This is a genomic window from Streptomyces sp. CNT360, assembly GCF_000424785.1.
Map to the genome: position 1 here is coordinate 21,526 of NZ_KE384249.1, position 24,591 is coordinate 46,116.

A 24,591-nucleotide genomic window follows, 5' to 3' on the forward strand; every position below is an offset into this window, starting at 1 on the left:
TTGACCTACCGATACGGTCACTGCCCATGAAGCCGCTCTGGTGGGTCCTCGGCCTCCTCACACTCTGCGCGGTCACCACCGCGCCTCCCCCGCACGCCAGCGCGGCGACCGGAGGGGACGGCACCCAGGGCGCGTCCGGGGTGACCCTCCCGGTGCAGGCGTACTCCACGCCGCTGCACGCCGTCTCCGCCACCTCCTACAAGCTCCGCGCCGGGGACAGACGCGCGCTGGACACCCCCGACATGGCGTTCTCCATCGACTCCTGGGGCAAGGGCAGGCCCACGGACATCGCCACCACGCTGCTTCTCACCTGTACGGACCCGGCCGGACGCCCCGCGCTGCGCGCGCACGACGGGGCGAACCTGACCCCCGACGAACCGGACCGGACACCCGACATCCGCGCCCTGCTCGTCGCCCACAAGAGCGGCACCTACCGGTGCGCGCTCAGGGCCTCCGCCTCCAGCACCGCCCACGCCCCGGGGATGACGGTCCGGCTGGCGGGACGGCAACGGATCGACGGCGCGCGCGGCGTGACCAGCACCCGCGTGGGCCGGGACGCCACCACCTGGACGCGCCCCGCCGACCTGGGCGACCTGCTGCTGGCCCCCGGCACGACGGCCGAACCGATGACGACCAGGGCCAGGGTCGGGAGGGCGGCCCCGCTGGGCCCCACCCGCCTGGACATCGCCGTCGACGCGGAGGTGACCACCTGCAACCGGGCGGAGGCCTACGCGATGTGCGGCTCGCGCAACCCGAAGGCAGCCGGCGGCGAACTCACCTCGTGGCTCCAGGTGCAGGGCCTGGACGAGGCCGGCAAGCCGGTGGGCGAGCCGTACCGCTCCCCCGAGCGGACGCGGACCGTCAGCGCGGCCAAGCACCACGCGATGCTGCACCACACGGTGCCGGTGTACGCGCCGCGGGCGGTCCGGCAACTGGAGATCACGCTGAAGGCGCGGGTCGGCTCCGGTGACCACATGGTCTTCCACGCGGGCTACGGCTACGCGCGCGGCGTCCTGACCAAGCCGCCGTCCGCCTCGCCTGGGCCCGGGGCCGAGGAGGACGACGGCGACTGGTGAGCGACGGCCCCGAAGCCGTGCGCAACCGGGGCCGACCGGCGAGAACCCGCCAGCTCGCGCACCTTTCGCGTCGGAACGGGACCTCGGCCCCCGCGGTCCCGCGACGGTGCGTCAGACTGATGATCATGTGCGCCGCGACAGCCGTGAACAGCCCGGATCCCGCGAGCCCTGAGCAAACCGCGAACGCCGGGAACGCCGGGGAGACCGGGCACGCTGAAAACGCTGGGAAGACAGCGGGGGCTGGAAACGCCGCCGACGCTGGGAACACTGCGGGCGCTGCGAACAACGTGAACGCCCCGGGTGCGACGGCGCGAAGCCGTACACCGCGGGGCGCTCACCTCCCCCGACTAATGCGCGCTGACGCGCACTAACTGGTAGGACAGTAACCGGAACGTCATCCTCTACGCAACGCGGGACCACAGCGCGACCATGACCGAGCCACGACCGCACGGGGCCGCGCGCCCCGGGGGGCGCACCGCCCGTACCCGCTCCGCCGTCCTGGCGGCCGCCCGGGAGGAGCTCAACACCCGCGACTACGCCTCCCTCACCGTCGACCTGCTCGCCCGGCGCTCCGGCGTGCACGCCGCCACGATCCGGCGCCGCTGGCGCACGGTGGAGGGCGTCATCACCGACCTGCTCGGTTCGCACGGCGCCAGCACCATCCCCATCCCCGACACCGGGGACCTCCGCCGCGACCTGCACGCCATGGCACGCAACATCGCCGACTTCCACGCGCTGCCGGGCAACCGCCGGCTCGTCGAGGGCATGGTCGCCGCCGCGGCCCGCGAGAAGGGCGCCGAACAGGTCCTGCGCGAGACCTTCCGCAACCGGCTGCGCCAGGTCTCGGTACTGGTGGAGCGGGCCGTCGCACGGGGCGAGGTACCGCCAGGCACCGACGCGGAGGAGGTCATCGCCGCGCTCGGCGCCCCCTTCTACTACCGGCTGCTGATCAGCCGCCGCCCCCTCGACGCCGAGTGCGTCCGCACCAGCGCGGAGTCCGCCTACCTGGCCGCCGTGCACGGCGTCTTCCGCCCGCCGGACGGACGGACCGGCGCGACGTGAGGGCCGGGTCTTGCTTCGAGCACGCTCCAAGTGGCTAGCGTGGCGGCATGGAGTACACGCAGCTCGGCCGCACCGGCCTGAAGGTCAGCAGGCTGGTCCTCGGCACCATGAACTTCGGGCCGCAGACCGGCGAGGCCGACAGCCACGCGATCATGGACGCCGCACTGGAGGCGGGCGTCAACTTCTTCGACACCGCCAACGTCTACGGGTGGGGCGACAACAAGGGCCGCACCGAGGAGATCATCGGCTCCTGGTTCGCCAAGGGCGCCTCCCGGCGCGACAAAACCGTCCTCGCCACCAAGGGCTACGCCAACATGGAGGGGGACGGCCGGACCCCCTGGCCGAACCACGACAAGCTCTCCGCCGTCAACATCCGCCGGTCCGTCGACGCCAGCCTGCGCCGGCTGGGCACCGACCGCATCGACCTGTACCAGTTCCACCACGTCGACCGGGACACGCCCTGGGACGAGATCTGGCAGGCCATGGACGTCCTCGTCCAGCAGGGCAAGGTGCTCTACGTCGGCTCAAGCAACCACGCCGGCTGGCACCTCGCGCAGGCCAACGAGAACGCCGCCCGCCGCGGCTCGCTGGGCCTGGTGAGCGAGCAGTGCCTCTACAACCTCGCCGAGCGGCGCGCCGAGATGGAGGTCGTCCCGGCGGCCGAGGCCTACGGGCTCGGCGTCATCCCGTGGTCGCCGCTGCACGGCGGGCTGCTGGGCGGCGCGCTGCGCAAGGAGCGCGAGGGCGGCGGAGGCCGTACCACCTCCGGCCGGGCGGCCACCGCGCTGGAGGACACCACCGTGCGCGCGCGGATCGAGGCCTACGAGAGCCTGGTGGACCGGCACGGCCTGGAGCCCGGCGAGGTGGCCCTGGCCTGGCTGCTGACCCGGCCCGGCGTCACGGGGCCCATCGTCGGGCCGCGCACCGCCGACCAGCTCACCTCGGCGCTGCGCGCCGTCGAACTGGAGCTCCCCGGGGAGCTGCTCACCTCGCTGGACGAGATCTTCCCCGGCCCCGGCCCCTCCCCCGAGGCCTTCGCCTGGTGACCCGGCCCGGTCCGGACCGCCCCGGCGGACCGGACCGCTCCCGGTGACCGTCCTCAGTGACCGTTCAGCGCCGAGGCCAGCACGACCACGACGAAGAGCGCCACCAGCACACCGGTCACAATGCGCATCCTGGTCTTCGCGTTCACGGTGACAACGGTAACCGGGCGGCTGAGCGCACCCCCCGGGGCCCCGCACCAACGGCGGCCCCGGGCTGTGCTCAGCGCCCCAGCCGCAGCCGCTCCACCGGCAGGTAGCGGGGCTGCTCCCCCGGCGCCCCGCCGGTGGGCAGCTCGCTGCGCACCAGGAGCAGCTCGCGGGCGCACCACCGAGCGCCCCGGAACCCGTCGAGGGCCTCGGCGTACCGGCGCAGGTCCCCACCTCCCGCGCCCCGGCGGGCGCCGCCCCTGCCCCGGGTGCGGGCCAGCGTCAGATGCGGGCGGAAGGAGGGCGGCGCATCGGGCGGCAACAGCCCCACGCGGCGGCCCGCGGCCGTGGTGGACGCCGCCAGCTTCGCCAGGGCCGCCAGGTCGGAGTCGTCCGGGTGCAGCCCCGCCCACAGCGTGCGGTCGCCGAACCGGCCCGCCCCCGCCAGGCGCATCCACAGTGGTTCCGGCACCCGGTGCGCCGCGCGGGCCAGCCGTACGGCGAGGTCCGCCGCCTGTGCCTCGTCCGCCTCGCCGTAGAAGCTCAGTGTGAGGTGCCAGCTATCCGGCGGCGCCCACCGCAGCCCGTCCGCGCCGGGCAGGCCCCGCACCGCGGCCACCTCCAGCTTCAGCTCCGCCACCGCCTCCTCCGGCGGCCACAGCGCCGCGAACAGTCTCATGGGGCGGACTCTGCCACACACCGTGCGGCACCGCCGCCGACGCCGCCTCGGCTCCGCGACGGACCCCGCTCCCACTCCGGGCGGAAGGTGCACCGGGCCGCCTGCTCACACGGCCCCGCGCAGCCGCCCGGTCGCCGCACTGCGGACGGCAGGGCTGCCCGTGAGAACATCGGCCGGTGCGCAGACTGACGGTCCTGGGGACGTGCGGGGCCTGGCCCGAGGCCGGCCGGAGCGCCAGCGGGTTCCTGCTGGAGTACGACGGCTACCGGCTGGTGCTGGACCTCGGCTACGCCACGTTCCCACGGCTTCTCGAACACTGCCCCGGCGGTCGCCTCGACGCAGTGGTGATCACACACGAGCACGCTGATCACTGCGCCGACCTCAGCGCCCTGTGCCGTGCCCGCCACTTCGCTCAGGAGCCGGGCACGCGCCTGCCCCTGTACTGCACCCCCGGAGTGATCGAGCGCGTCCAGGCGATGGAGCCGACCGAGGACCTGCTGGAGGTCTTCGCCCCGCACCCGCTCCCCTCCAACCACCGGGCAGGGCCCTTCCAGCTCGATGCCGCACTGCTGCCGCACCACGTTCCGCACGCCGGGGTGCGGCTGACCGCGCCGGGCCTGACCCTCGCCTACAGCGGCGACGCCGGACCGGACCCCGCCCTCGCCCGGCTGGCCGGAGGAGCAGACCTGTTCATCGCCGGGGTCACGCTCCAGGGCGCCTGCGCCGAGGGCGGCGACCGCCGCCTGATGAGCGCCGTGGAGGCCGGGGTATGGGCCACCCGTTCCGGTGCCGGGCGGCTGCTCCTCACCCACTTCTGGCCCGGCAGCGACCGCACGCGTTCCACCGCTGAGGCCCGGAGCAGCTTTGCGGGCGAGGTGCTCGCCGCCGAAGAGGGCATGGTGCTCGACTTCCCGCGGCGCGGCGGATCGAGCTGACGGCTGAACGCCCGAGCCCATCGGCACGGGGCCCCGGCAGAGGCGCTGTCTCCTGCCGCTCCGGTGCGGCCCGGCAGGACCCGGAGGCGGGCCGGACGGTGACGCCGCGACGGGCGAGCAGGCGGCATCCGACCACGCGCCGACGCGGGGAAGGCGGTCGTGGACCTCCGCAGGCAAGGGGCGCGTACGGACGTCACCGCACCTTTGCACCGCCGCGACCGCCGAACCGGCGCCCTGCGAGGGTCAGGCCGCCTCGGTCACCTCCTCGCGGCGGACGAACCGTACGGGGGCCTGCCCCCGCCGAAGGCTCACCGCCGGGCGGAGCCCCGCGATACGGGCCAGCACCAGGCCGACCGCCACGGCCGACACCGCGGAGACCAGACCGCCGGCCAGGAAACCGGCCCGGGAGCCGAAGGTGTCGGTGATCCAGCCCATGATCGGGCCGCCGATGGGCGTACCGCCGACGAAGACCATCATGAACAGGCTCATCACCCGGCCCCGCATCGCCGGGTCGGAGGCGAGCTGGACGCTGGAGTTGGCGGTCACGTTGAAGGTGAGCCCCGCCAGTCCGATCGGCGCCATCAGCGCGGCGAACAGCCAGTAGGAGGGCGAGAGCGCGGCGACCGTCTCCAGCACTCCGAAGACCAGCGCGGCGCCGACCATCAGCCGCATCCGCGACTGGCCGCGCCGGGCCGCCAGCAGCGCGCCGGCCACCGAGCCGACAGCCATCAGGAAGTTGAGCGTGCCGTAGGTACCGGCACCCGCGTCGAAGACGTCGCTGGTGAAGGCCGTCAGCCAGATGGGGAAGTTGAAGCCGAACGTGCCGATGAAACCGACCAGCACGATGGGCCACAACAGCTCCGGATGGCCCTTCACATAGCGCAGGCCCTCCCGCAACTGGCCCTTGCCGCGCTCCACCGGCTTGCTGGTGTGCAGTTCACCGGTCCGCATCATCAGCAGCCCGACGAGCGGGGCGGCGAACGAGAGGCCGTTGATCAGGAAGGCCCAGCCGCCGCCGACCGCGGAGATCAGCACGCCCGCGACGGCAGGACCGACCAGCCGGGCGCTCTGGAAGTTCGCGGAGTTGAGGGAGACGGCGTTGCGAATCTGGCCGGGCCCGACCATCTCGGAGACGAAGGTCTGCCGCGTCGGGTTGTCGACGACGGTGACCAGGCCGAGCACGAACGCGAGCGCGTAGACGTGTCCGACCTGCACATTGCCGCTGAGGGTGAGCGCGGCCAGTACCAGGCCGGTGACGCCCATGGCGGACTGGGTCGCGAACAGCAGCGTGCGCTTGGAGCAGCGGTCGGCGATGACGCCCCCGTACAGCCCGAACAGCAGCATGGGCAGGAACTGCAGCGCCGTGGTGATACCGACGGCGGTGGAGGAGCCGGTGAGGCTGTGCACCAGCCAGTCCTGGGCGATGCGCTGCATCCAGGTGCCGGTGTTGGAGACGACCTGGCCGATGGCGAAGAGGCGGTAGTTGCGGATTCTCAGCGAGGCGAACATGGAGGACTTCGCGCCGCTGCCCTGCGTGGGCCCTCCGGCTCGGGGTGCGCGGGGCTGATTGTCGTCGGGTGCGGATGGTGCGGGTGCGGAGTGTGCTCCGTGGCCCGTACTCAAGCGGCTTCGCCTCCTGTTCTCGACCGTTCTACTTACAGGTGCGCCAGCTTCTCCAGCACCGGCGCGGCGGCGCGCAGCGTCGCCCATTCGTCCTCGTCCAGCTCCTGGACCAGCTCGGCCAGCCAGGCGTTCCGCTTGGCGCGGGCCGCGGCGAGCATCGACTCGGCCTGCTCGGTCTGGGTGACCACCTTCTGCCGCCGGTCCTCGGGGTGCGGCTCCAGCTGGACCAGGCCCTTGGCCTCCAGCATCGCCACGATCCGCGTCATCGACGGCGGCTGCACGTGTTCCTTGCGCGCCAGCTCGCTCGGGGTGGCGGAGCCGCACCGGGCGAGGGTGCCGAGCACCGACATCTCGGTGGGGCTCAGCGACTCGTCGACCCGCTGGTGCTTCAACCGCCGGGAGAGCCGCATCACTCCGGCGCGCAGCGCGTTGACGGCTTCCTGGTCGGCCTCGGCCAGCGGGTCGGTGTCTGCGAGGGGGTCGAGCACACCCGGTTGCGGCCCGTCGGCGAGCCGCGGAGCAGGGAGCTGTTCCGACATGATTCTTAGCTTACCTCATTACTCCGTCTAAAGACCACTGGATCGCACCACCATGGGCTCACACGTACGAGTGAGTCCACACACGTTCGCCGGACAGCGGGGAGGGTGGGTTCGCGACCGTGGTCGTATGAACAGCCTGACTCCGCCCTGCGACAACGACCACCACGGGCAGCCCGACTCGCATGTGCTCAGTCTCCGTATAGAAGCCACCCTGCTGGAGCGCCTGACCGAGCACGCCGCCAAACGCGGAATGAGCGTCCAGGACTACGTGATCAGGACGCTCGTCCGCGACGACTTCGACGAACGCTTCCATGCGTCCGTCGAGGAGACCGAGCGGTTCTACGGCCGCCCAGCCTAGGGCTCCGGACCGTGCCCTCCGCCCATCGAGAAGCCCGTGCCCCTCTCTTCGCATCCTCGGACACCCGCGCCCCGCCCCCGTACGCCCGCCGACACCCGCCCTCCCTCCCGCGACCCTCCAGCGGAGGCCGTGCCCCGGCCTCCGCGGGCGCGCGGGCGTCCGCCCGGAGGCCGCCCCCTGCGGGGCGTGCCTCGTGCCGGGGGCGCAAACGCGGGCAGAAAGCGCGTGTGCCCCCTCCCGGGAGAGGGGGCACACGCGCGGAACCGGGCGGTGAGCGGCGCTACTTGACGCCGACGAGTTGCTCGATCGGGTTCAGCAGGAAGTAGACGAGGAAGCAGAGCCCGACGACGTTCAGCAGCCAGGGGATCTCCCGGAACCGGCCGGCGGCCGCCCGCAGCACGATGAAGGCGATGACGCCCATGCCGATGCCGTTGGTGATGCTGTAGGTGAACGGCATCGAGACGATGGTCAGGAACGCCGGGACGGCGACGCCCGTGTCCCCCCACTCGATGTCCCGCACGTTGGCCGCCATGATCAGGAAGCCGACCACCAGCAGCGCGGGGGTCGCCGCCTGCGAGGGAACGACCTTGGCGAGGGGGGTGAAGACCAGCGCCAGCAGGAAGAGCCCGCCGGTGACCACGTTGGCCAGCCCGGTGCGGGCGCCCTCCCCGACGCCGGCGGTGGACTCCACGAAGCAGGTGTTGGCCGAGCAGGAACCCACGCCGCCCGCGGCGACGCCCACGCCGTCCAGGAACAGGATGCGGCCCATCCGGGGGAGCTGACCCTGCTCGTCGGCCAGCCCCGACTCCTGGCCGACGCCGATGATGGTGCCCATCGCGTCGAAGAAGCCGGACAGCAGCACCGTGAAGACGAACAGGCAGCCGGTCAGCCAGCCGACCTCGTGGAAGCCGCCGAACAGGCTGATGTTCCCCACCAGGGAGAAGTCGGGGGTCCCCACGACCGAGTGCGGCACGGACGGTACCGACAGGCCCCAGGCCGCCTCGGGGATCTCGGCGACGGCGTTGACGACGACGGCGACGACCGCCATGACGACGATGCCGATCAGGATGGCGCCCTTGGTCCTGCGCACCGTCAGCACGAACATCAGGATCAGCCCGAGCACGAACACCAGCACGGGCCAGCCCTGGAGCTGACCGCCGGTGCCGAGCCCGAGGGGGACGGTGGTCTTCGCCGCGTCCGGGTTGCGGGTGACGAAGCCGGAGTCCACCAGGCCGATCAGGGAGATGAACAGGCCGATGCCGATGGCGATGGCCCGGCGCAGCCCGTTCGGGATGGCGTCCATGACGCGCTGGCGCAGCCCGGAGGCCACCAGAATCATCAGCACGACACCCGCGAGCACCACCATGCCCATCGCGTCGGGCCACGTCATCTCGGGGGCCAGCTGGAGCGCCACCACCGCGTTGATGCCCAGACCGGTGGCCAGCGCGATGGGAACGTTGCCGATGACGCCCATCAGCACGGTGGTCAGCCCCGCCATCAGCGCGGTGGCCGTCACCAGCTGCCCGTTGTCGAGCTGGTGACCGTACTTGTCCGTACCCGCCCCGAGGATGATCGGGTTCAGCACGATGATGTACGCCATCGCGAAGAAGGTGGCCAGCCCGCCGCGGAGCTCCTGGCTCACGGTCGAGCCGCGGGCCGAGATGTGGAAGAAGCGGTCCAGTGCGGAGGGGGGAGCCGACGGGGGGCCGGGCGGGACGTCCTGCGGGGAGCCGGAGGAATCGACCGGGCTGGCCGAAGCGGGCATGGGTGACCTCGGTTTAGTGCTGTGGTGCTGGCGGAGGGGAGGACCGCGACTGCCGTGGTTCATACGTTCCTACGAAAGAAACCGGCCGTCCCCCGGTTGTTTCAGTATGAACAAACGAACGGCCTGATCGCCAACTCCGCCCCTCCCCCCTCCGCCGGCCCTCGCTAGGCTGGGGCCGCAACCGGACGAGAGCTGAGGGAGCCGCGGCGATGGGTCTCATGAACAAGTGGACCGACGGCGAGCGCGAGGCCCCCGAGCCGCTGGAGGGCAACGTCGTCGCCACCGTCGTGACCGGCACCCTCGTCTGGCTCGTTCTCTTCCTCGTCCAGCTGCCCTTCTACGGGTGGTTCGCCGACGGCGGTCACGGCTGGTGGGTGTGGACCTGCGCCGCGGGCGCGGGCCTGGGCTGCATCGGCATCTGGTACGTACGCGCCCGCGACAAGGCGATCAAGCGCGCGGAGAGTGCGGAACGCGCGGGGGACGACGCGGAGAGCGCTGACCGCGCCGAGTGACCCGGGCAGGCCCCGCACACGGAGAGCCAGGAAGGCCCCCGCACGCGGAGAGCCGGGAAGGCCCCCGTACGCGGAGAGAGGGCGGCCGGGGCCGACGAACCGTGAAGGCGCCCCGGTACGGCGCCGGGCCCCCGGCCTGGTGCCGGCGGGGCGGCGAGGGCGGGGGCCCGGTGGTGCGACGGTGGCGCCGCCCGTGAGCGGGCGGCGCGGGTCTCACGGGGCGCTGTCGGCCAGTTGCGTGCGGCCCTGCGCGCGGGCGCAGTGCGCGCAGCAGAAGTAGCTTCCGTCGGACTCCATGCCGTGGCCCAGGATGCGGCACCCGCAGTTCTCGCACACCGGCGCCATCTTGTGGGCCGCACACTCCAGGCAGTCGAACACATGCACCTGCCCGGCAGCGCGGACCTCGAAGGTGTGGGGGTAGTCGTTGTCGCAGACCTCGCAGACGGCCATGCCGCTCTCCTCGCGCATTCGGGTACGGGCTTCGCTGTGCCGGGCGAGCACATCGGTACCCCGCCGGGGCGGTGAGGCAGCCTGCGCGGCGACGGCTCAGCCGCCCGGCGCGCACCCGTTCGGGGGCGCCTCGCCGGGCGGCACCGGGATACCGGCGGAGTTCCGGGGCTCCGCCCGCGGCGGTGGCCGACAGGGTCATTCCCGACTCAACTTCCAAGCGTGCAAGCGGAGTTGACGTTCCGGAACGGCCATGACAGAAAGGCCCGTCACACCCACCACACCAGTCACACCCGCGAGGAGACATCCGATGCCCCGTACCCATGTGCCGACGCTCGCCGCGACGGCCATGGCCGCAGCCCTGCTGGTCAGCGGCTGCGGCCCCGAGGAGAGCGGGAGCGGCGGCGACAAGGCCGCCGCGGACGCCGCCTCCGAGGCGGAACTGACGCACCAGGTGCCCATGGCAAAGGTCGGCGAGATGACCGGATCCATGGGCATGTGGACGACCGACAAGCACTTCGTCAAGACCGGCCTGAAGAAGGTCGTCGGCTACCCGCTCGACGGGGGCAGGCCCGCCTGGACGGTACCCCTGGGCGGAAAGGTCTGCTGGTCGTCCCCCGAACCGACGAAGGACGGCCTGGTCGCCGTCGTCTACGAGAACGACAAGAAGGACCCCTCCGTCTGCACCGAGGTGGGCCTGCTCGACCTGGACCAGGGCAGGCTGCGCTGGCACAAGCAGGCCCCGCGCGACGCCTCCGCGACGATGTTCGACGAGGTCACCGTGGGCGGCGGCACGGTCGCCGCGGGCGGCACCAGCGGCAGCGCCGGGTGGACCGTCGGCGGCCGGCAGCTGTGGGGCCCCTCCTCCGAGGAGAAGTGCCCCGCCGACGGATACGCCGGCTTCGGCGACAAGCTCGTCGCCGTACGGGACTGCGGGACGAGCGACCACCCGCGCCTGAAGGTCCAGACGGTGAACCCGCGCACGCGCGCCGCCGACTCCACCTACGCGCTGCCCGCCGGGACGGAGCACGTGCACGTCGTCTCCGCCGACCCGCTGGTGCTCGCCGCCGACGACGGCACGGCGCAAGGCGGCTCGGGGACGTCCCGGTTCCTGTCGGTGGACACCAGCAGCACGCGGGGGCGGGTGCTGGCGAGCATCGGCGCGAAGGGCGGCAAGTTCGGCAAGTACAACGTCGAATGCCCCGCCACAAAGGTCACCGACTGCCGGCAGGTCGCCGTCAGCAAGCAGGCACACTCCCTGTACCTGGGCACGGAGGAACCGGTCGAGGCGGGCTCCGACGCCAGGAACGGCATCGTCGCCTTCGACCTGCGCACCGGCAAGCAGACCGGGGCGGCGGACGGCACGGACTCCGGCGAGCTGGCCCCCATGGGCCTCGACGCACACGGCGACGTGCTGGCCTACCAGAAGGCGAACACGGGCAGCGAGAAGGGCGGCGCCGTCTGGCGCCTCGACGCGGCCACCCTCAAGAAGGCCCCGCTCGTGCACAACGAGGACTCCGCCTGCAAGACGGAGGCCTCCTTCGATATCGGCGCGTCCCGCGTCCGCTACACGGCCGGCCGCCTGTACCTGGGCCATGACGACATCAGCAAGCCCAGCTCCGGACCCGCCCCGCTGGCCGCCGTCTACAGCACCAAGGGCTGAGCCCCGCACCGCCACCGCGCCCCGAAACGCGCGCCCCGGGAGCGGCCCGCGCAGTCGCGTCGCCGGTCAGTCGAACCAGCGGGCCCGGGAGAGTTCGGGCACCCGGGTGGGGTCCTCCAGCAGGGCGGTCAGCTCGAAGCGGCGGGGCCAGGCGCCCGCCGACCAGGCCAGGGCCGAGGCGAGACCTTCCAGGGTGGCGGCGTGGAGACTCCCGTCCGGGGCGCGGCGCCAGTCCACGTCCACGCCGCCGAGCACCAGTTCCTCGTGCTCGCGGTAGTGGGCGGGAACGCCGGGCAGCAGGTCCCGTACAGCCGGAGGAACCTCGCGCAGGGTGCCCGGGTCCTCGGGCACCAGGCGGGCGGCGGCCTCGGTGGCGGGGCGCACCTCCAGCAGGCGGGCCAGCTCCGCGGCGTGGGCCGGCGCCACCGGGAGGAGAGGGCGGCCGCTCAGCAGGGGAAGGACGTCGGGCGCGTCGGCCACCAGGGCCTCGGCGGCGTCCACGACGACCGTGGTCCCGCCGCGCACGGCCCGCAGGGTCTCGGGCAGGGTCACCGTCTCCGGGTCGAGACCGGCCGAGGCCAGCAGCGTGTGCAGGCCGTGGAGTTGGGCGGCCTCGACGGTCGCGTCCGGGTCGGCCAGGCGGGTGAGGAGCTCCGCGGGGCCGCCGGGTTCGGCCAGCAGCGCCGCGGCGGTGGTGCGCACGCCCAGCGCCCGCAGGACACGGTCGTCGGTGACCTCGCCCGGATCGGCCTCCTCGTACAGGCCGCGCAGCAGCGGATCGGCGCCCGCGGCGCGCAGTCCCGCGGGGCGGCGGCCGTCCAGGACGGGGTGGCCGCGCAGCCACCAGGCGGTGTACGCGCGCACGTCGGTGACGGTGCCGTCGGCGAGGCGCACCCGCACCGGCGCGGTCAGCGCGTCCCGCAGCGGAGGGCGGGCCAGCATCGCCAGGGCCTCGGGCCAGCACGCGTCGTCGACGAGGTCGAGGTCGCGGACGGCGACCAGTTCGAGGGCGACGGGGGGTACGGCCATACCGTCGGCGGCGTCGGCGTCACCGTCGGCGCCGTCTGCGGCCAACTGGTCGAGCACGTCCTCGCACCACACGTCGACCGCGTCCAGCAGCCCCGGATCGTCGGGCTCGGGGTAGTCGCTGTCGCGGGGCTCGAAACCGTCCGGGTCCAGGACCACGTTCTCGGCGCGGACCAGCGCGAAGTCGGCCTGCACCCCGACGGCTGTCAGCGGCCCGGCGCCCCAGCGGTCGGCCAGCTCGGCGTCGCAGGCGGCCAGCTCCCCCTCGCGCAGCACCCGGGCGAACGCCGAGCCGGGCAGGACGAGTTCGGCGGCGGGCGCGCTCTCGCCGTCCTCGTCGGGCAGCGCGAGAGCGCCCAGCCACGGCTCCTCGCCGGGCGCGAGCTGCGCGTCGCGCACCAGAGCGAGGACCGTCTCGGCCAGCTCGTCCGGGGAAAGGCTCTCGTCGTCCTCCTCCCAGCTCTCCTCCGCGTCCAGCGAGGCGGCGACCGCGGCGCGCACCTGCGGAGTGGTCAGGACGGCGCGCGGGGTGGCGGGCGTGCCGCCCAGCTTCTCCAGCAGCGGGTGGACGGCCTCGGCGTGCGCGACCTGCAACCCGAGCCGCGCCAGCCTCCCCCACGTCCCGTCCGGGCCCTCGGCACCGGGCGCTACGGCACCCTGCGGCAGCGGCAGCAGCACGTGGCGCGGGCCGACCGCGCGGCGGCCGTCGGCCAGCGGCACCGGCAGCCCGGTCAGCCGCTCGGGGTCCACACCGGCGAGGGAGGCGTACAACTCCCGCCACCAGCCCGGCTCCCGCGCCACACCGGCGAGCCGGTCCACGGCCTCGCCCAGCGGCACCCGGGGCACACCCAGGGCCCGCAGCTCGGGGCGGCGCTCCAGCCCGGCGGGCAGCAGGTGGGGAAAGAGCTCCGCGAGGACGGCGACGGTGTCCGCGCCCGCGCCCTCGACGAGTTCGGCGTCCCGCGGCCGCAGCGCGTACGACTGCGGCGGCTCCCCCTCCTCCCGGTGGGTGGCCGCGCTCGCCAGGAACGGCACCGCGGGCAGCTTCTCCAGCACGAGGGCGCGCAGCTCCCCGTCCAGTTCACCGAGCCCGAGCGGCCCCGGCACCAGGTCGAGGGCGGAGACGGACACCGGGTGCCAGTCGCGCAGCAGTTCGGCGTAGGCGTCGGCGGCCCGCTCCAGCAGGAACCGGGTCAGCGGTCCGGGCGCCACATGGCGGCGGGTGGGCTCCAGCGGGAAGGAGGCCAGCAGCAGGGCGCGGAAGCCCAGCGGTTCGTCGGTCGGGGTGGGCGCGTGCACACAGGCGTCGGTCCGCGGCTCGGCCGGGGCGCCCTCCTCGTCGACGGGGACCGCCCAGGTGACCGACCAACCCGGACGCGCCCGCTCCTCCACGGGCCGGTCCGCGAGCAGTCCGGGATCGGCGACGCCGCTCGCGCTCGCGAGCCGCCACCGGGTGGTGCCGTGTGCGGAGTCCTCGATCCGCACGAAAGGGCCCTCGTCGTGGCGGGTCAGAGTGCGGACCTGGCCACCGTCCTGCTCGCTGTCGACGACGACCTCGCTCAACCCGGGCAGCGCCAGCAGCAGGGCGTCGTCCACCGAGTCCAGCAGCCGGCGGGTCAGGGAACGCGCCGCCTCGTCGCGCAGCGGCAGCAGGACAGCCGTGTCGTACCCGGCGGGCACCACGGGCTGTTCCCACGTCGCGGGCAGCGGCAGCCGCAGCAGCGGTACGTGCCCCTGGCGGTGCTCCAGCTCCGCCGCCAGATCCGGTTCGCCCGCTGCGGCCTGCCGGGTCAGCTCCCGGGCCTCGGCCAGCGACCAGCGCACCCCCTGTCCCGAACGCGCGGCGACGGCGGGCTCGTCGGTGACGGCCAGCACGGCGGAGAAGCCCACCCCGAAACGCCCGACGGCGGCCCGGTCGGACTCGTCCCGTTTCGCGGAGGCCCGCAGCGTGGAGAGCGAGGCGACCCCGGCGGCGTCGAGCGGCTGCCCGGTGTTGGCGGCGGTCAGTGTGGAGTCGGCGGAGAGGGTGAGCCGCAGCCTGCCGGGCACACCGGCGCGGGCCGCGGCGTCCGAGGCGTTCTGGGCGAGCTCGACCACCAGCCGGTCGCGGTAACCGCCCAGCGCCAGGTCCTGCTCGGCGTTGGCGTCCTCCCTGAACCGCGCCGCGGACGCCCGCCACGCGTCCAGTACGCCCTGCCGCAACCGTGCGGTCGCGAACGTGTCCGCGGGGGCGGCGTGGGACGTGTCCCCCACCGCCTGTCCGAAGGTGTCCCTCACGCCACCGGCCTCCTCGACGCTCGCATCCCGCCCCGTTCTGCCGCCCGTCCCCGCCCGTCCGCACGTCGGTGCCGTGCGGGAAGGAAGGTTCGGGCGAGAGGGAAGGTTACGGCACGCCGCCGTGCCACCCGCCTCCGCTCAGCTGCTCAGCCCTTCGCGGAGCCCCTCGCCGAGCTCTTCGCGGAACCCTTGGTGGCCGGCCTTTCAGCGGCGGTCTTCTTCCCGGAGCCCCCCTTGGAGGCCGGACCCTCGGCGGCCGAACCCTTCGCGGAGGAGTCCTTGGCGGAGGAGCCCTCGGAGGCCGGACCCTCGGCGGAGGAACCGTTCGCTGAAGAGCCCTCGCCGGAAGAGCCCTTGGTGGAAGAGCCCTTCGCGGAGGAACCCTTGGTGGCCGAGCCCCTGGCGGAGGAGCCCTTCGCGGAGGAGCCCTCGGCGGCCGAACCCTTCGCGGAGGAGCCCTTCGCCGAGGAGCCCTTCGCGGAGGAGCCCTTGGAGGCCGAGCCCTCGGAGGCCGGACCCTCGGCGGAGGAACCGTTCGCTGAAGAGCCCTCGCCGGAAGAGCCCTTGGCGGAGGAACCCTTGGTGGCCGAGCCCTTGGCGGAGGAGCCCTCAGCGGCCGAACCCTTCGCGGAGCCCTTCGCGGAGGAGCTTTTGGTGGAGGAACGCTTGGCGGCCGAGCCCTTCGCGGAAGAACCCTTGGCGGAGGAACCCTCGGTGGCAGCCGAACCCTCGGCGGAACCCTTCGCGGTCGGGCTCTCGGCGGCCGAGCCCTCGGTGGAGGAACCCTTGTCAGCCGACCCCTTCGCAGCGGAACCGTTCGCGGAAGAGCCGTTCGCCGAGGAGCCCTTGGCGGCGGAACGCTTGGCGGAGGACCTCTTCGCGGCGGACCCCCTGGCGGCCGAGCCCTTGGTGGCGGAACGCTGCGCAGTCGAGCTCTCCGCGGGGGAGCTCTCCGCAGCGGGCTCCTCGGCGGAGGGGTCCGGCGCGGGTGAGCTCCCGGCGGTGGAGCCCTCCGTGGCGGAACCTTCCGACGGGGCGTCCTGCGGGAGGGGGCCCGCGTCGTCCCTGGGGTCGTCCCGGAGACCGAAGGGGTCGGCAAGCGTCTCGTCGATCACCGGGGGCGGCGGCTGCGGGGGACGCGGCATGACGGCCGCCTCCGAGTGGCCGCCGCAGCCGAAGGCGAGGGAGACCACATGGCCGTCGGCCGAGCTGTACTCGTTGGCGCAGACCCCGAACGCCTGCCGCAGCGAACCCCCGAGCGGCACCAGGAAACCGCAGCTCACACAGTTGGCCGGGGCCGCCTGCGCCATCGGCGTCTTGGGGCCGTACGACTCCTCCCAGCGGTCGGCCGCGGTGTGCAGCCCGTACCGGGACAGCACCCGGGGCCTGCCCATGCCCGGCTCCTCGGCGACGGCGCCGATGGCCGCGCGCGTGGGGCCCGGCTCGTCCGGCTCCCGCTCGGCGACGGGAGAACCGGGCAGCGGCTCGTCCTCACCGGAGAAGCCCGGCTCCAGACGCAGGTCGTCCGCGTCCGTCGGCAGCAGGTCCCCGGGGCCCAGGTCGCCGGGGCGCAGCCGCTCGCTCCAGGGCACCCACTCGGGGGCCAGCAGCGCGTCCGGACCGGGCAGCAGCACCGACTCGTCGACGGTGACGTTCCGGGCCCGGGAGGCACGGGTGACCGTCACGGCCCAGCGCCACCCCCGGTAACCGGGCTCGCGGGCCGCGAAGAAGTGAGTGACCACCCGGTCCCCGTCGGCGACGGCCTCCAGCCACTCCCCGACGTCGCCGGGGGCAGCCGCCTCCTCGGCCGCGGCACGGGCCGGCTCGACGGCCTCGGCACACAGCTGGTCGGGGGCGCGCCGGCTCCGCGCACCGCGGCTCGCACTCCGGGTCGCGGCAGTCATGCAGCACTCACAAGAATCGTCTCTCCTACGCCGTAGCGCCGTTGTCGGCGTGCGCTGCCCGGACGGCCACGAGTGGAGGGGCCGGGTCGGGGACGGAGCGGGACCGGGTGGCCGCTGCGACGTCCGCGCCCGCGCTCAAAGGCCATACGGTGCGCACCGTTCACCCACGCTACCCCACAGGGTCACGGAAGAAATCCGCAGCCAGCCTTCCACCGCGGCCGAACCGCCCGCTTCGCGGAGAAACCGGCAGGCCGCCCGCGAGAAGAAGCAGGCGGCACGATCTGGGGCACACTGAACGGCGTGCCTGTCGACACGCACGGCAACCGCAGCGGACACGGCCCCCTCGGCCGTGCCGGGCGCGCGCTGTCGCGCCCGCCGGCCGCCCTGGCCCGCCGCGTCCGGCGCGCCACCCACGCGAGCGGCGCCGGCGAGTCGGGACTCGGCAAACTCATCGAGCTGCACGCCGTCAACTCGGCGGGCGACATGCTCATCACGGTGGCCCTCGCCTCCACCGTCTTCTTCTCCGTCCCCACCGGTGAGGCCCGCGGCCGTGTCGCCCTCTACCTCGCCGTGACCATGGCGCCCTTCGCTCTCCTCGCGCCCGTGGTCGGGCCCCTGCTCGACCGCGTCCCGCACGGGCGGCGCGCCGCGATGGCCACCGCGATGCTGGCCCGCGCCGTGCTGGCGGTGACCATGGCGGGCGCCGTGGCGACGGGTGGGCTGGAGCTGTACCCGGCGGCACTGGGGGTGCTGGTCTCCTCCAAGGCGTACGGCGTGGTGCGCTCCGCCGTGGTGCCGCGGCTGCTGCCGCCGCGGATCTCCCTGGTCAAGGCCAACTCGCGGGTCACCCTCGCCGGGCTGCTGGCCACCGGTGCCGCCGCGCCCGCCGGTGCGGGGCTGCATGCGCTGGGCCCGCCGTGGCCGCTGTACGGGGCGTGCGCGGTCTTCCTGCTCGGTGCCTTCCTGTCCTTCTCCCTCGACCCCAAGGTCGACTCGGCCAAGGGCGAGCGCCCGGCGAAGCTGGCCCGCTCGGCGCGGCCGGGACTGCGGACCGTCGGCGTACCGGTGCTCAGCGCCCTGTGCGGCAACGCCGCGCTGCGCGCGCTGTCCGGGTTCCTCACCTTCTTCCTCGCCTTCCTGCTGCGCGAGCACCCGTTCGACGGTCTGTCGGCGGCCGTGTCCCTGGGCCTGGCCGGCGTCGCGGCCGGTGCGGGCAACGCCCTCGGCACGGCGCTGGGCGCCTGGCTGCGCGCCCGCGGACCCGAAGTGATCATCACGGTGGTGCTGTTCTGCGCCCTGGGCGCGACGCTGACGGCCGCCGCGCTGTACGGCACCGTCACGGTCACCGGCGTCGCCGCCGTCGCCGGGATCGTGCAGGCACTGGGCAAGCTGGCGCTGGACGCGATCATCCAGCGCGACGTCCCCGAGCAGGTGCGCACCTCCGCCTTCGCCCGCTCCGAGACCCTGATGCAGATGTCGTGGGTGCTCGGCGGTGCCCTGGCCATGGCCCTCCCCCTGGTGGGACGGCTCGGTATGGCCGTGGGCGCCGCCGTGGTGGCCGCCGGCGTCCTGACCGCCGCCCGCGGCCTGCTGAGCGCCGCCCGCCGCGGCGGCCCCCACTCCCGCGTCGCGTGACGCCCCGCCCCGGGGTCCTGACCCGCGGTCGCACGGTTGCCTGGCGGACGCCGGACAGTTGCCCGCCGACGGGAACGGCTGCCGGGCGGACGCCCGGACGCCGTCGAACGGTGGCCGCCCCCGTCGCCCGAGCTCGGCAGCCAACGGGGCGCCGCCCCGCCCCACACGGACACCGAACCCAAACCGACGCAGCACCGCACGGCGGCCAGCCCCCCACCGACCCACGGACGGACAACCGGACGCGGCCCCGCCCCGGACGGACACCGAACCCACACCAGCACAGCACCGAACAGCGGCCAGGCCCCCGCCGACCCACGGACGGACGAACAACCGGACCCCGCCCCACCCCACACGGACACCGAACCCAAACCGACACAGCACCGGACAACGACCAGCCCCCCCACCGACCCGCACACGGACGGACAACCGGACTCGGCCCCGCCGCGGACGGACGCCGGGTGTTCGGCCGGGCCGGGCGGGCCCGCGACGGGCCGGGCCGGGGTGCGTCGGGCCGCGCCGGGGTGCGGTCGGCCCCCCTCGGCGGGGGTGAGCGTGAGGCGGGTGGACCCCGGCCGGGCGACGGCCGGGGAAGCCGCGGCACGCCGCACCCGCGCGCGGTGGAGTCGGGGCCGCCCGATAGCCTGCCCGCATGAGCAAGCTCGCGCGGCAGGGCCGCATGTCGTCACAGTCGCGGCGGGGCGTGCGCACCGCCTCCGCCCTCGGTGCCGCCTCGCTCGGCCTCGTCGCCCTCTCGGCGTGCGGCACGCAGCCGAGCCCCATGGTGACCTCGACGGTCGGCGGGGACTCCGTCTCCAGCGAGGCCGCCTGCTACGACGACGGCAAGGCCATCCCGCAGGACGACGTACGCAAGTGTCTCGGCAAGAAGGCCGACAAGACCGTCGACGTCAGCGCCGGCGACAAGCTGCGGATCGGCGTCGACCCGGAGACCGCCGACGACGGCTGGCTGGTCCTGGTCGACGGGAAGCCCGCGCTGCCCGAGCCGCTGAAGAAGACGTACTACTCCTTCCAGGGCGACGCCTTCTTCCAGCAGTCCTCCTCCTCCGGCCAGCCCTCGGCGCCGAAGAAGAACGTCGAGGTCACCGTCGTGCAGACCGCCGGAGGGGACTTCAACGGCGTCTGGCACGTGAACCTGAAGAACAGCAACAGCTGAAGACCCGCACAACTGACGGGCACGCCGGGCCACGGCCCGTGCGGCGGCCCCACCCGGGAGGCGACGACGTGCTGGAGCGGTGTGCGCGGGTCCTGGTCGTGGCAGCCGTGCCCGCCGAGTGCGAGGCGGTGGCCGCGGCCACCGGCGAGCGGGCCGCGCACGTCGAGGTGATCGAAGGCGGGGTCGGTCCCGCCGCCGCCGCGGCCCGCACGGCGAGCGCCCTGGGCGCGGCGGCGCGCGAGGGCCGCCCCTACGAGCTGGTCGTGGCGGCAGGCATCGGCGGCGGGTTCGCCGCGGCCGGAGTACAGGTCGGCGACCTCGTCGTCGCCGACCGCATCGTCGCCGCCGACCTGGGTGCCGAACTGCCCCCGGGCCCCGACGGACCGGCCGGCTTCGCGTCCGTCGCCGAGCTCGGCTTCGGTCTCGACACGCATCTGCCGCCGCCCGACCTGGTGGCGGCCGCCGCCGAGGCGACCGGCGGCCACCGGGGAGACGTCCTCACCGTCTCGACGACCACCGGCACCCGGCAGCGCGCGGACCACCTCCTGGCCCGCCACCCGGCCGCCGCCGCGGAGGCGATGGAGGGCTTCGGCGTCGCCGAGGCAGCCGCGCACGCGGGCGGAGTACCCGCTCTTGAGATCCGTTCCGTCTCCAACGCCGTCGGCCCCCGGGACCGTGCCGCCTGGCGGATACCGCAGGCGCTGGCCGCCCTCACGGCCGCCTTCGGCGCGCTGGTCCCGTAGCACCGCACAGAAGGATGTCGTCATGGCCACCACCTCCCCGCTGCCTCCCCTCTCGATCGCCTACTCCCCCTGCCCCAACGACACGTTCGTCTTCGACGCGTGGGCGCACGGCCGGATCGCCGAGGCGGCCCCGGCCCCGCCATCGGTGACCTTCGCCGACATCGACGTCACCAACGGCATGGCCGAACGTGGCGAGCTGGACGTACTGAAGGTGTCGTACGCGGTGCTGCCGTGGGTGCTGCGGGAGTACGCGCTGCTGCCGTGCGGCGGTGCGCTGGGGCGCGGTTGCGGGCCGCTGGTGCTCACCGCCGCGGGGGGCGCGGCGGGGGGCGCGGCGGCGCTCGGCGGGAAGAAGGTGGCCGTGCCCAGCGAGCGGTCGACCGCCTACCTGCTCTTCCGGCTGTGGGCGGCGGCCGAGGTGCCCGGCGGGGTCGGGGAGATCGTGGTGCTGCCGTTCCACGAGATCATGCCCGCCGTTCGGGACGGGGCGGTCGACGCGGGGCTGGTCATCCACGAGGCCCGCTTCACCTACCAGCAGTACGGGCTGCACAAGCTCGCCGACATGGGCGAGCACTGGGAGGCGACCACCGGGCTGCCGATCCCGCTCGGCGCGATCATCGCGAAGCGGTCGTTGGGGGCGGAGGTGCTGGGGGCGCTCGCGGAGACCATTCGCGCCTCCGTGCGGACGGCGTGGAAGGACCCGGAGGCTTCCAGGCCGTATGTGCTCGCGCATGCGCAGGAGATGGATCCGGCGGTGGCCGAGCAGCACATCGGGTTGTACGTGAACGAGTTCACCGAGGAGTTGGGGGAGGACGGTTACGGGGCGGTGCGCGGGTTGTTGTCCCGGGCTGCGGGGGAGGGACTGGTGCCCGCGTTGACGCCCGGAGCTCTCGACTTCCCGTGAAGCGGTACGCCTGACGGGCGGGCTCGCCTTGAGGAGCGGGCTCGCCTTGAGGAGCGGGCTCGCCTTGAGGGGCGGGTTCACCCCGGAGTGGGTGGGGCCCTCACCGTCGGACTGCGGTGAGCGGCCCCGTGCGGGTGCGCTTCGGCTGAGTGCGCCGTTCCCCGCGCCCCCGCAGGCGCGGGGGCCGCGGGGTGGGGGTCAGACGTCCAGTTGGTCGGCTACTGCGCGGAGGAGACCGGCGATCTTGCGGCCGCTCTGTCTGTCGGGGTAGCGGCCGCGCTCCAGGGACTGGGAGACGCCGTCCAGCAGCGTCGTCAGGTCCTGCACGATCGAGGCGAGCTCGTCCGGCTTGCGGCGCTGTGCGGCCGCCACGGACGGGGCCGGGTCCAGCAGTGTGAGGGACAGCGCCTGGTCGCCGCGCTGTCCGGCGACGACGCCGAAATCGACCCGCTGTCCGGGCTTGAGTGTGTCCACACCGTCCGGGAGCACGGACGAGTGCACGAAGACGTCACCGCCGTCGTCACGGGAGAGGAAGCCGAAGCCCTTCTCGTTGTTGAACCACTTGACCTTGCCGGTAGGCACGTCTGTCCTCGTCCTCGTACTCGTCCGGAAGCACCGGGAAGGGGCTGCTGGAAACTGGCTGATGGGCTGGCGCTGCTGTGCTGGGGCGGGTCAGGCCCCGGGACCGCCGCTGGCGAACCCCGACAACACGACCCCCGATCCCCCGGAAGAACAGTCGGGCGGGCCGTAGGACCCGCCATCACCAAGGTTAATGGCCCGGGGCGCCGTGGCAAGGTGCCATCGGCTGCGAGGTGGCGCCGGTCGCATCCGGAGCGTGTCCCTCCGACGAGCCGGGTGCCCCGCCGGTGGAGCACCCGCCACCCGACCTACCCTGTGTGGGTGAACACTGAAACTCCGTCCGCCGGTGATCTTCTCGTACGCATCGGCGGGATCGTCTTCCTGATCGGCGCCGTGGCCACGGTCGTCACGGTGGCCCCGCTGTTCCTGGGCAGCACGCCGTTCCCGGCGCCCGCCTACCTGGTCTGCATGCTGATGGGGCTGGGGTTCGTGCTGGCGGCCGTCGGCGTCGTACGCACCGCGCTGGCGCAGCGCCGCGCGGCCCACGGGGGCTGATCCCGGGCCGCTCGGCGTCCGGTCACACGCCCCGTGGCCGCCCGGTGAAGTCCGCCAGCCAGGAGGGGAACGCCGTCAGGTCGGGCAGCACCGCGTCGGCGCCCGCCTCGGCCAGCTCCGCCTCCGAGCAGGGTCCGGTGGCGACGGCGACGGATCGGGCGCCTGCCGTCCGGGCGCCCCGCACGTCGCCGACGTGGTCACCGACGTACACGGCGGCGCCGTGCGCGGTCAGCGCCTCCGCCTTGCCCTCCGCCCACAGCTCGCCGACCAGCACGTCGGGGTGCAGGCCGAGGTGGTCGAGGTGGAGTTGCGCGCTGGGCCCGTGCTTGGCGGTGACGACCAGCGTGCGCCCGCCCGCAGCCCGGACGGCGTCCAGCGCGGCGCGGGCCCCCGGCATGGCGGTGGTCGGTTCGATGGCGTGGTCGGGGTAGAGCTCCCGGTAGCGTGCCGTCCGCGCGGGGATCTCCGCCTTCGGGAACCAGTACGCCATCTCCTGCACCAGGGGCGGGCCGAGCCGGGTGACGACCAGGTCCGCGTCGATGGGCACGCCCGTCTCCTGCGCCAGTCGGCACCAGGTGGCGTGGATGCCGGGGCGGGAGTCGATCAGCGTCATGTCGAGGTCGAACCCGACCGTGGGGCCGGACGGGCCCGACGCCGGGGACGGCCCGGGCGACGCGTCGGGGGAGCCGGACGGTCCCGCCGTCGCGGACCGGAACGGGGCGTGCGAAACCATGTCGAACATTCTGCCTTGCCGCACGGGCGGCCCCGCCTTCCCCTCCTGCTCGCCCCGCCGCCCTCTCCCCCGTCGGCGGTGATGACGGAGACCACCGGCTACCCGTGGAAGAAGAACTTCCAGGTGCACGCCGCCACGCTCGGCGCACAGGCGGAGGCCCGCAAGGTGCTGGCCGGCTACCGGTCCCACACCCGGCAGGTCACCGAGGCGCTCGGCGGGGCGAAGCGGGCCGCCGGTGTCGAGACGGGTGTCATCCGCTTCCAGGAGGGCGGCGACACCCGTGTCCACGGCGAGAAGGCGTACATCGGCACCGTGCTGAAGGACGTGGGCCCCTCCCGTCCGCCGCCGCCAAGCGGGCCGAGGATCTCGGCGGGCCGGCGATGGAGGTCGGCCCCGAACAGGTCGACAAGGGCGACGCGGACGCCGTCTTCTACACCGCCTTCAGCGACGCGGCCAAGTCCGGTGAGGTCAAGGCCGTCAGGAGTCCGCTGCGGAAGACCATGCGCGCCGTGCGGAGCGCCGTGCCTTCCAGTCGGTGACGAGCTGTGGATCCAGGGCATCGGCTACACGGCCGCCGACCGGATCCTGGACGAGCTGGAGGCCGACCTGCCGCGCTGACGGCCCGGCCTTCGGCCCCGGCCGACGGACTCGCCCGAGATCACCTGCCGGCGCCTCTCGCCCTGGCGTGCCGCCTGCCGGGACGATGGCACCATGACGCACGCTCTCGACGCCGTACTCTTCGATGTCTTCGGGACGCTCACCGACTGGCGGTCGAGCATCCGGGACGAGGTCGCCCGCGTCGGAGGCCGGGCAGGGCTGCACGCCGACTGGTCCGCCGTCGCCGACGCCTGGCGGCACCGGTACCGCCCGACGCTGCGGCAGGTCCTCGACGGGGAACTGCCCTACCGGACTCTGGACGTGCTCCACCGCCGCATGCTCGACGAGGTCCTCACCGCACACGGACTCGACGCGCTCACCGGGGCCGACCGCGCCGAACTCGTCGGCGCCTGGCACCGGCTGCGCCCCTGGCCCGACGCGGCACCCGGACTCGCACAGCTGCGCAGAACCCATCTGACGGCGACGCTGTCCAACGGGGGCATCGGCCTGCTGAGCCGCCTCACCAAGCACGCCGGGCTGCGTTTCGACTGCATCCTGTCCGCCGAGCTCGCCCGCACCTACAAGCCGGATCCGCGGGCCTACCGCACGGCCGGCGAG

At 74.0% G+C, this 24,591-nt stretch carries 22 protein-coding genes and 1 pseudogene; 14 read left to right on the forward strand and 9 right to left on the reverse strand.

The genetic code is table 11. The annotated features are described in order from the left end of the window. The first annotated feature begins 26 nt into the window (after positions 1 to 26). The 3 genes from H297_RS0133380 (at position 27) to H297_RS0133390 (ending at position 3,184) form a co-directional block, all read left to right on the forward strand. Positions 27 to 1,076: a hypothetical protein gene (locus H297_RS0133380; RefSeq protein ID WP_027740576.1), complete on the forward strand. Its 1,050-nt coding sequence runs from the start codon at positions 27 to 29 to the stop codon at positions 1,074 to 1,076. 429 nt (positions 1,077 to 1,505) lie between these two features. Further along, positions 1,506 to 2,138 (forward strand): TetR/AcrR family transcriptional regulator, encoded by a 633-nt coding sequence (locus H297_RS40005; protein ID WP_037795959.1) that lies wholly within the window; start codon positions 1,506 to 1,508, stop codon positions 2,136 to 2,138. Between the two features lie 47 nt (positions 2,139 to 2,185). Continuing rightward, positions 2,186 to 3,184 (forward strand): aldo/keto reductase, encoded by a 999-nt coding sequence (locus H297_RS0133390; protein ID WP_027740577.1) that lies wholly within the window; start codon positions 2,186 to 2,188, stop codon positions 3,182 to 3,184. A 217-nt stretch (positions 3,185 to 3,401) separates the two neighbouring features. Here H297_RS0133390 and thpR read toward each other — a convergent pair whose 3' ends face one another. Then, the gene (thpR, locus tag H297_RS0133400; RefSeq protein WP_027740578.1) at positions 3,402 to 4,007 is read right to left on the reverse strand and encodes an RNA 2',3'-cyclic phosphodiesterase; all 606 of its coding nucleotides are present in this window, start codon (positions 4,005 to 4,007) and stop codon (positions 3,402 to 3,404) included. 176 nt (positions 4,008 to 4,183) lie between these two features. Here thpR and H297_RS0133405 point away from each other — a divergent pair, with 176 nt between their 5' ends. Then, on the forward strand, positions 4,184 to 4,942 hold the full coding sequence (locus tag H297_RS0133405) for an MBL fold metallo-hydrolase (RefSeq protein WP_027740579.1): 759 nt from the start codon (positions 4,184 to 4,186) through the stop codon (positions 4,940 to 4,942). A gap of 243 nt (positions 4,943 to 5,185) precedes the next feature. On the opposite strand, the gene H297_RS0133410 is transcribed toward H297_RS0133405, so the two are convergent. Both H297_RS0133410 and H297_RS0133415 read right to left on the reverse strand, forming a co-directional pair. Beyond that, complete coding sequence (locus H297_RS0133410) at positions 5,186 to 6,565, reverse strand: MFS transporter (protein ID WP_027740580.1); 1,380 nt, start codon at positions 6,563 to 6,565, stop codon at positions 5,186 to 5,188. Positions 6,566 to 6,597: 32 nt separating this feature from the next. After that, positions 6,598 to 6,975 carry a MarR family winged helix-turn-helix transcriptional regulator gene (locus tag H297_RS0133415; protein WP_486589789.1) on the reverse strand — a complete coding sequence of 126 codons (378 nt, stop codon included), beginning with the start codon at positions 6,973 to 6,975 and terminating at the stop codon, positions 6,598 to 6,600. A 256-nt stretch (positions 6,976 to 7,231) separates the two neighbouring features. Here H297_RS0133415 and H297_RS40015 point away from each other — a divergent pair, with 256 nt between their 5' ends. Next, on the forward strand, positions 7,232 to 7,462 hold the full coding sequence (locus tag H297_RS40015) for a hypothetical protein (protein WP_037795961.1): 231 nt from the start codon (positions 7,232 to 7,234) through the stop codon (positions 7,460 to 7,462). Between the two features lie 280 nt (positions 7,463 to 7,742). On the opposite strand, the gene H297_RS0133425 is transcribed toward H297_RS40015, so the two are convergent. After that, positions 7,743 to 9,227 carry an NCS2 family permease gene (locus H297_RS0133425; RefSeq protein ID WP_027740582.1) on the reverse strand — a complete coding sequence of 495 codons (1,485 nt, stop codon included), beginning with the start codon at positions 9,225 to 9,227 and terminating at the stop codon, positions 7,743 to 7,745. Positions 9,228 to 9,445: 218 nt separating this feature from the next. Here H297_RS0133425 and H297_RS0133430 point away from each other — a divergent pair, with 218 nt between their 5' ends. Further along, a complete protein-coding gene (locus tag H297_RS0133430; RefSeq protein ID WP_027740583.1) occupies positions 9,446 to 9,739 on the forward strand; it encodes a DUF2530 domain-containing protein in 294 nt (97 codons plus the stop codon). Positions 9,740 to 9,952: 213 nt separating this feature from the next. On the opposite strand, the gene H297_RS0133435 is transcribed toward H297_RS0133430, so the two are convergent. Continuing rightward, positions 9,953 to 10,189: a hypothetical protein gene (locus H297_RS0133435; RefSeq protein ID WP_027740584.1), complete on the reverse strand. Its 237-nt coding sequence runs from the start codon at positions 10,187 to 10,189 to the stop codon at positions 9,953 to 9,955. A gap of 307 nt (positions 10,190 to 10,496) precedes the next feature. On the opposite strand from H297_RS0133435, the gene H297_RS40020 reads away from it, so the two are divergent. Beyond that, positions 10,497 to 11,849, forward strand: a complete 1,353-nt coding sequence (locus tag H297_RS40020; RefSeq protein WP_051352409.1) for a hypothetical protein — start codon at positions 10,497 to 10,499, stop codon at positions 11,847 to 11,849. Between the two features lie 66 nt (positions 11,850 to 11,915). Here the strand turns inward: H297_RS40020 and H297_RS0133445 are convergent, their stop codons facing one another. Beyond that, positions 11,916 to 15,152 carry a sacsin N-terminal ATP-binding-like domain-containing protein gene (locus H297_RS0133445; RefSeq protein WP_486589783.1) on the reverse strand — a complete coding sequence of 1,079 codons (3,237 nt, stop codon included), beginning with the start codon at positions 15,150 to 15,152 and terminating at the stop codon, positions 11,916 to 11,918. 1,034 nt (positions 15,153 to 16,186) lie between these two features. Further along, positions 16,187 to 17,056, reverse strand: a pseudogene (locus tag H297_RS40025) (DUF3027 domain-containing protein); the annotation flags it as partial. A 300-nt stretch (positions 17,057 to 17,356) separates the two neighbouring features. Here H297_RS40025 and H297_RS0133455 point away from each other — a divergent pair. From H297_RS0133455 to H297_RS0133470, 4 genes are all read left to right on the forward strand, one after another. Next, positions 17,357 to 18,691 carry an MFS transporter gene (locus tag H297_RS0133455; RefSeq protein WP_027740586.1) on the forward strand — a complete coding sequence of 445 codons (1,335 nt, stop codon included), beginning with the start codon at positions 17,357 to 17,359 and terminating at the stop codon, positions 18,689 to 18,691. Between the two features lie 649 nt (positions 18,692 to 19,340). Continuing rightward, on the forward strand, positions 19,341 to 19,862 hold the full coding sequence (locus H297_RS0133460; protein ID WP_027740587.1) for a hypothetical protein: 522 nt from the start codon (positions 19,341 to 19,343) through the stop codon (positions 19,860 to 19,862). A 68-nt stretch (positions 19,863 to 19,930) separates the two neighbouring features. Beyond that, positions 19,931 to 20,605 carry a futalosine hydrolase gene (locus H297_RS0133465; RefSeq protein ID WP_027740588.1) on the forward strand — a complete coding sequence of 225 codons (675 nt, stop codon included), beginning with the start codon at positions 19,931 to 19,933 and terminating at the stop codon, positions 20,603 to 20,605. A 22-nt stretch (positions 20,606 to 20,627) separates the two neighbouring features. Then, a complete protein-coding gene (locus H297_RS0133470) occupies positions 20,628 to 21,509 on the forward strand; it encodes a 1,4-dihydroxy-6-naphtoate synthase (protein ID WP_027740589.1) in 882 nt (293 codons plus the stop codon). A gap of 198 nt (positions 21,510 to 21,707) precedes the next feature. Here H297_RS0133470 and H297_RS0133475 read toward each other — a convergent pair whose 3' ends face one another. Then, complete coding sequence (locus H297_RS0133475) at positions 21,708 to 22,091, reverse strand: cold-shock protein (RefSeq protein ID WP_027740590.1); 384 nt, start codon at positions 22,089 to 22,091, stop codon at positions 21,708 to 21,710. 312 nt (positions 22,092 to 22,403) lie between these two features. On the opposite strand from H297_RS0133475, the gene H297_RS0133480 reads away from it, so the two are divergent. Then, entirely contained in the window at positions 22,404 to 22,643 is a 240-nt protein-coding gene (locus H297_RS0133480) for a hypothetical protein (protein WP_078515048.1), read from the forward strand. Positions 22,644 to 22,665: 22 nt separating this feature from the next. On the opposite strand, the gene H297_RS0133485 is transcribed toward H297_RS0133480, so the two are convergent. After that, positions 22,666 to 23,385 (reverse strand): HAD family hydrolase, encoded by a 720-nt coding sequence (locus H297_RS0133485; RefSeq protein ID WP_106959754.1) that lies wholly within the window; start codon positions 23,383 to 23,385, stop codon positions 22,666 to 22,668. A gap of 72 nt (positions 23,386 to 23,457) precedes the next feature. On the opposite strand from H297_RS0133485, the gene H297_RS43520 reads away from it, so the two are divergent. Then, positions 23,458 to 23,994, forward strand: a complete 537-nt coding sequence (locus H297_RS43520) for a TroA family protein (RefSeq protein WP_158693790.1) — start codon at positions 23,458 to 23,460, stop codon at positions 23,992 to 23,994. Between the two features lie 93 nt (positions 23,995 to 24,087). Continuing rightward, positions 24,088 to 24,591: HAD-IA family hydrolase (locus H297_RS40035; protein WP_037795962.1), on the forward strand; the 504-nt coding region annotated here is incomplete at its 3' end.

What these genes read in the sequence shown, in the direction of transcription:
- H297_RS0133390 (WP_027740577.1), top strand. Translation starts at nt 2,186, where the DNA reads ATGGAGTACACGCAGCTCGGCCGCACCGGCCTGAAGGTCAGCAGGCTG.
- thpR (WP_027740578.1), bottom strand. Translation starts at nt 4,007, where the DNA reads ATGAGACTGTTCGCGGCGCTGTGGCCGCCGGAGGAGGCGGTGGCGGAG.
- H297_RS0133430 (WP_027740583.1), top strand. Translation starts at nt 9,446, where the DNA reads ATGAACAAGTGGACCGACGGCGAGCGCGAGGCCCCCGAGCCGCTGGAG.
- H297_RS40020 (WP_051352409.1), top strand. Translation starts at nt 10,497, where the DNA reads ATGCCCCGTACCCATGTGCCGACGCTCGCCGCGACGGCCATGGCCGCA.
- H297_RS0133460 (WP_027740587.1), top strand. Translation starts at nt 19,341, where the DNA reads ATGAGCAAGCTCGCGCGGCAGGGCCGCATGTCGTCACAGTCGCGGCGG.
- H297_RS0133470 (WP_027740589.1), top strand. Translation starts at nt 20,628, where the DNA reads ATGGCCACCACCTCCCCGCTGCCTCCCCTCTCGATCGCCTACTCCCCC.
- H297_RS0133380 (WP_027740576.1), top strand. Translation starts at nt 27, where the DNA reads ATGAAGCCGCTCTGGTGGGTCCTCGGCCTCCTCACACTCTGCGCGGTC.
- H297_RS0133435 (WP_027740584.1), bottom strand. Translation starts at nt 10,189, where the DNA reads ATGGCCGTCTGCGAGGTCTGCGACAACGACTACCCCCACACCTTCGAG.
- H297_RS0133415 (WP_486589789.1), bottom strand. Translation starts at nt 6,975, where the DNA reads ATGCGGCTCTCCCGGCGGTTGAAGCACCAGCGGGTCGACGAGTCGCTG.
- H297_RS40015 (WP_037795961.1), top strand. Translation starts at nt 7,232, where the DNA reads ATGAACAGCCTGACTCCGCCCTGCGACAACGACCACCACGGGCAGCCC.
- H297_RS0133485 (WP_106959754.1), bottom strand. Translation starts at nt 23,385, where the DNA reads ATGTTCGACATGGTTTCGCACGCCCCGTTCCGGTCCGCGACGGCGGGA.
- H297_RS40005 (WP_037795959.1), top strand. Translation starts at nt 1,506, where the DNA reads ATGACCGAGCCACGACCGCACGGGGCCGCGCGCCCCGGGGGGCGCACC.
- H297_RS0133425 (WP_027740582.1), bottom strand. Translation starts at nt 9,227, where the DNA reads ATGCCCGCTTCGGCCAGCCCGGTCGATTCCTCCGGCTCCCCGCAGGAC.
- H297_RS43520 (WP_158693790.1), top strand. Translation starts at nt 23,458, where the DNA reads ATGACGGAGACCACCGGCTACCCGTGGAAGAAGAACTTCCAGGTGCAC.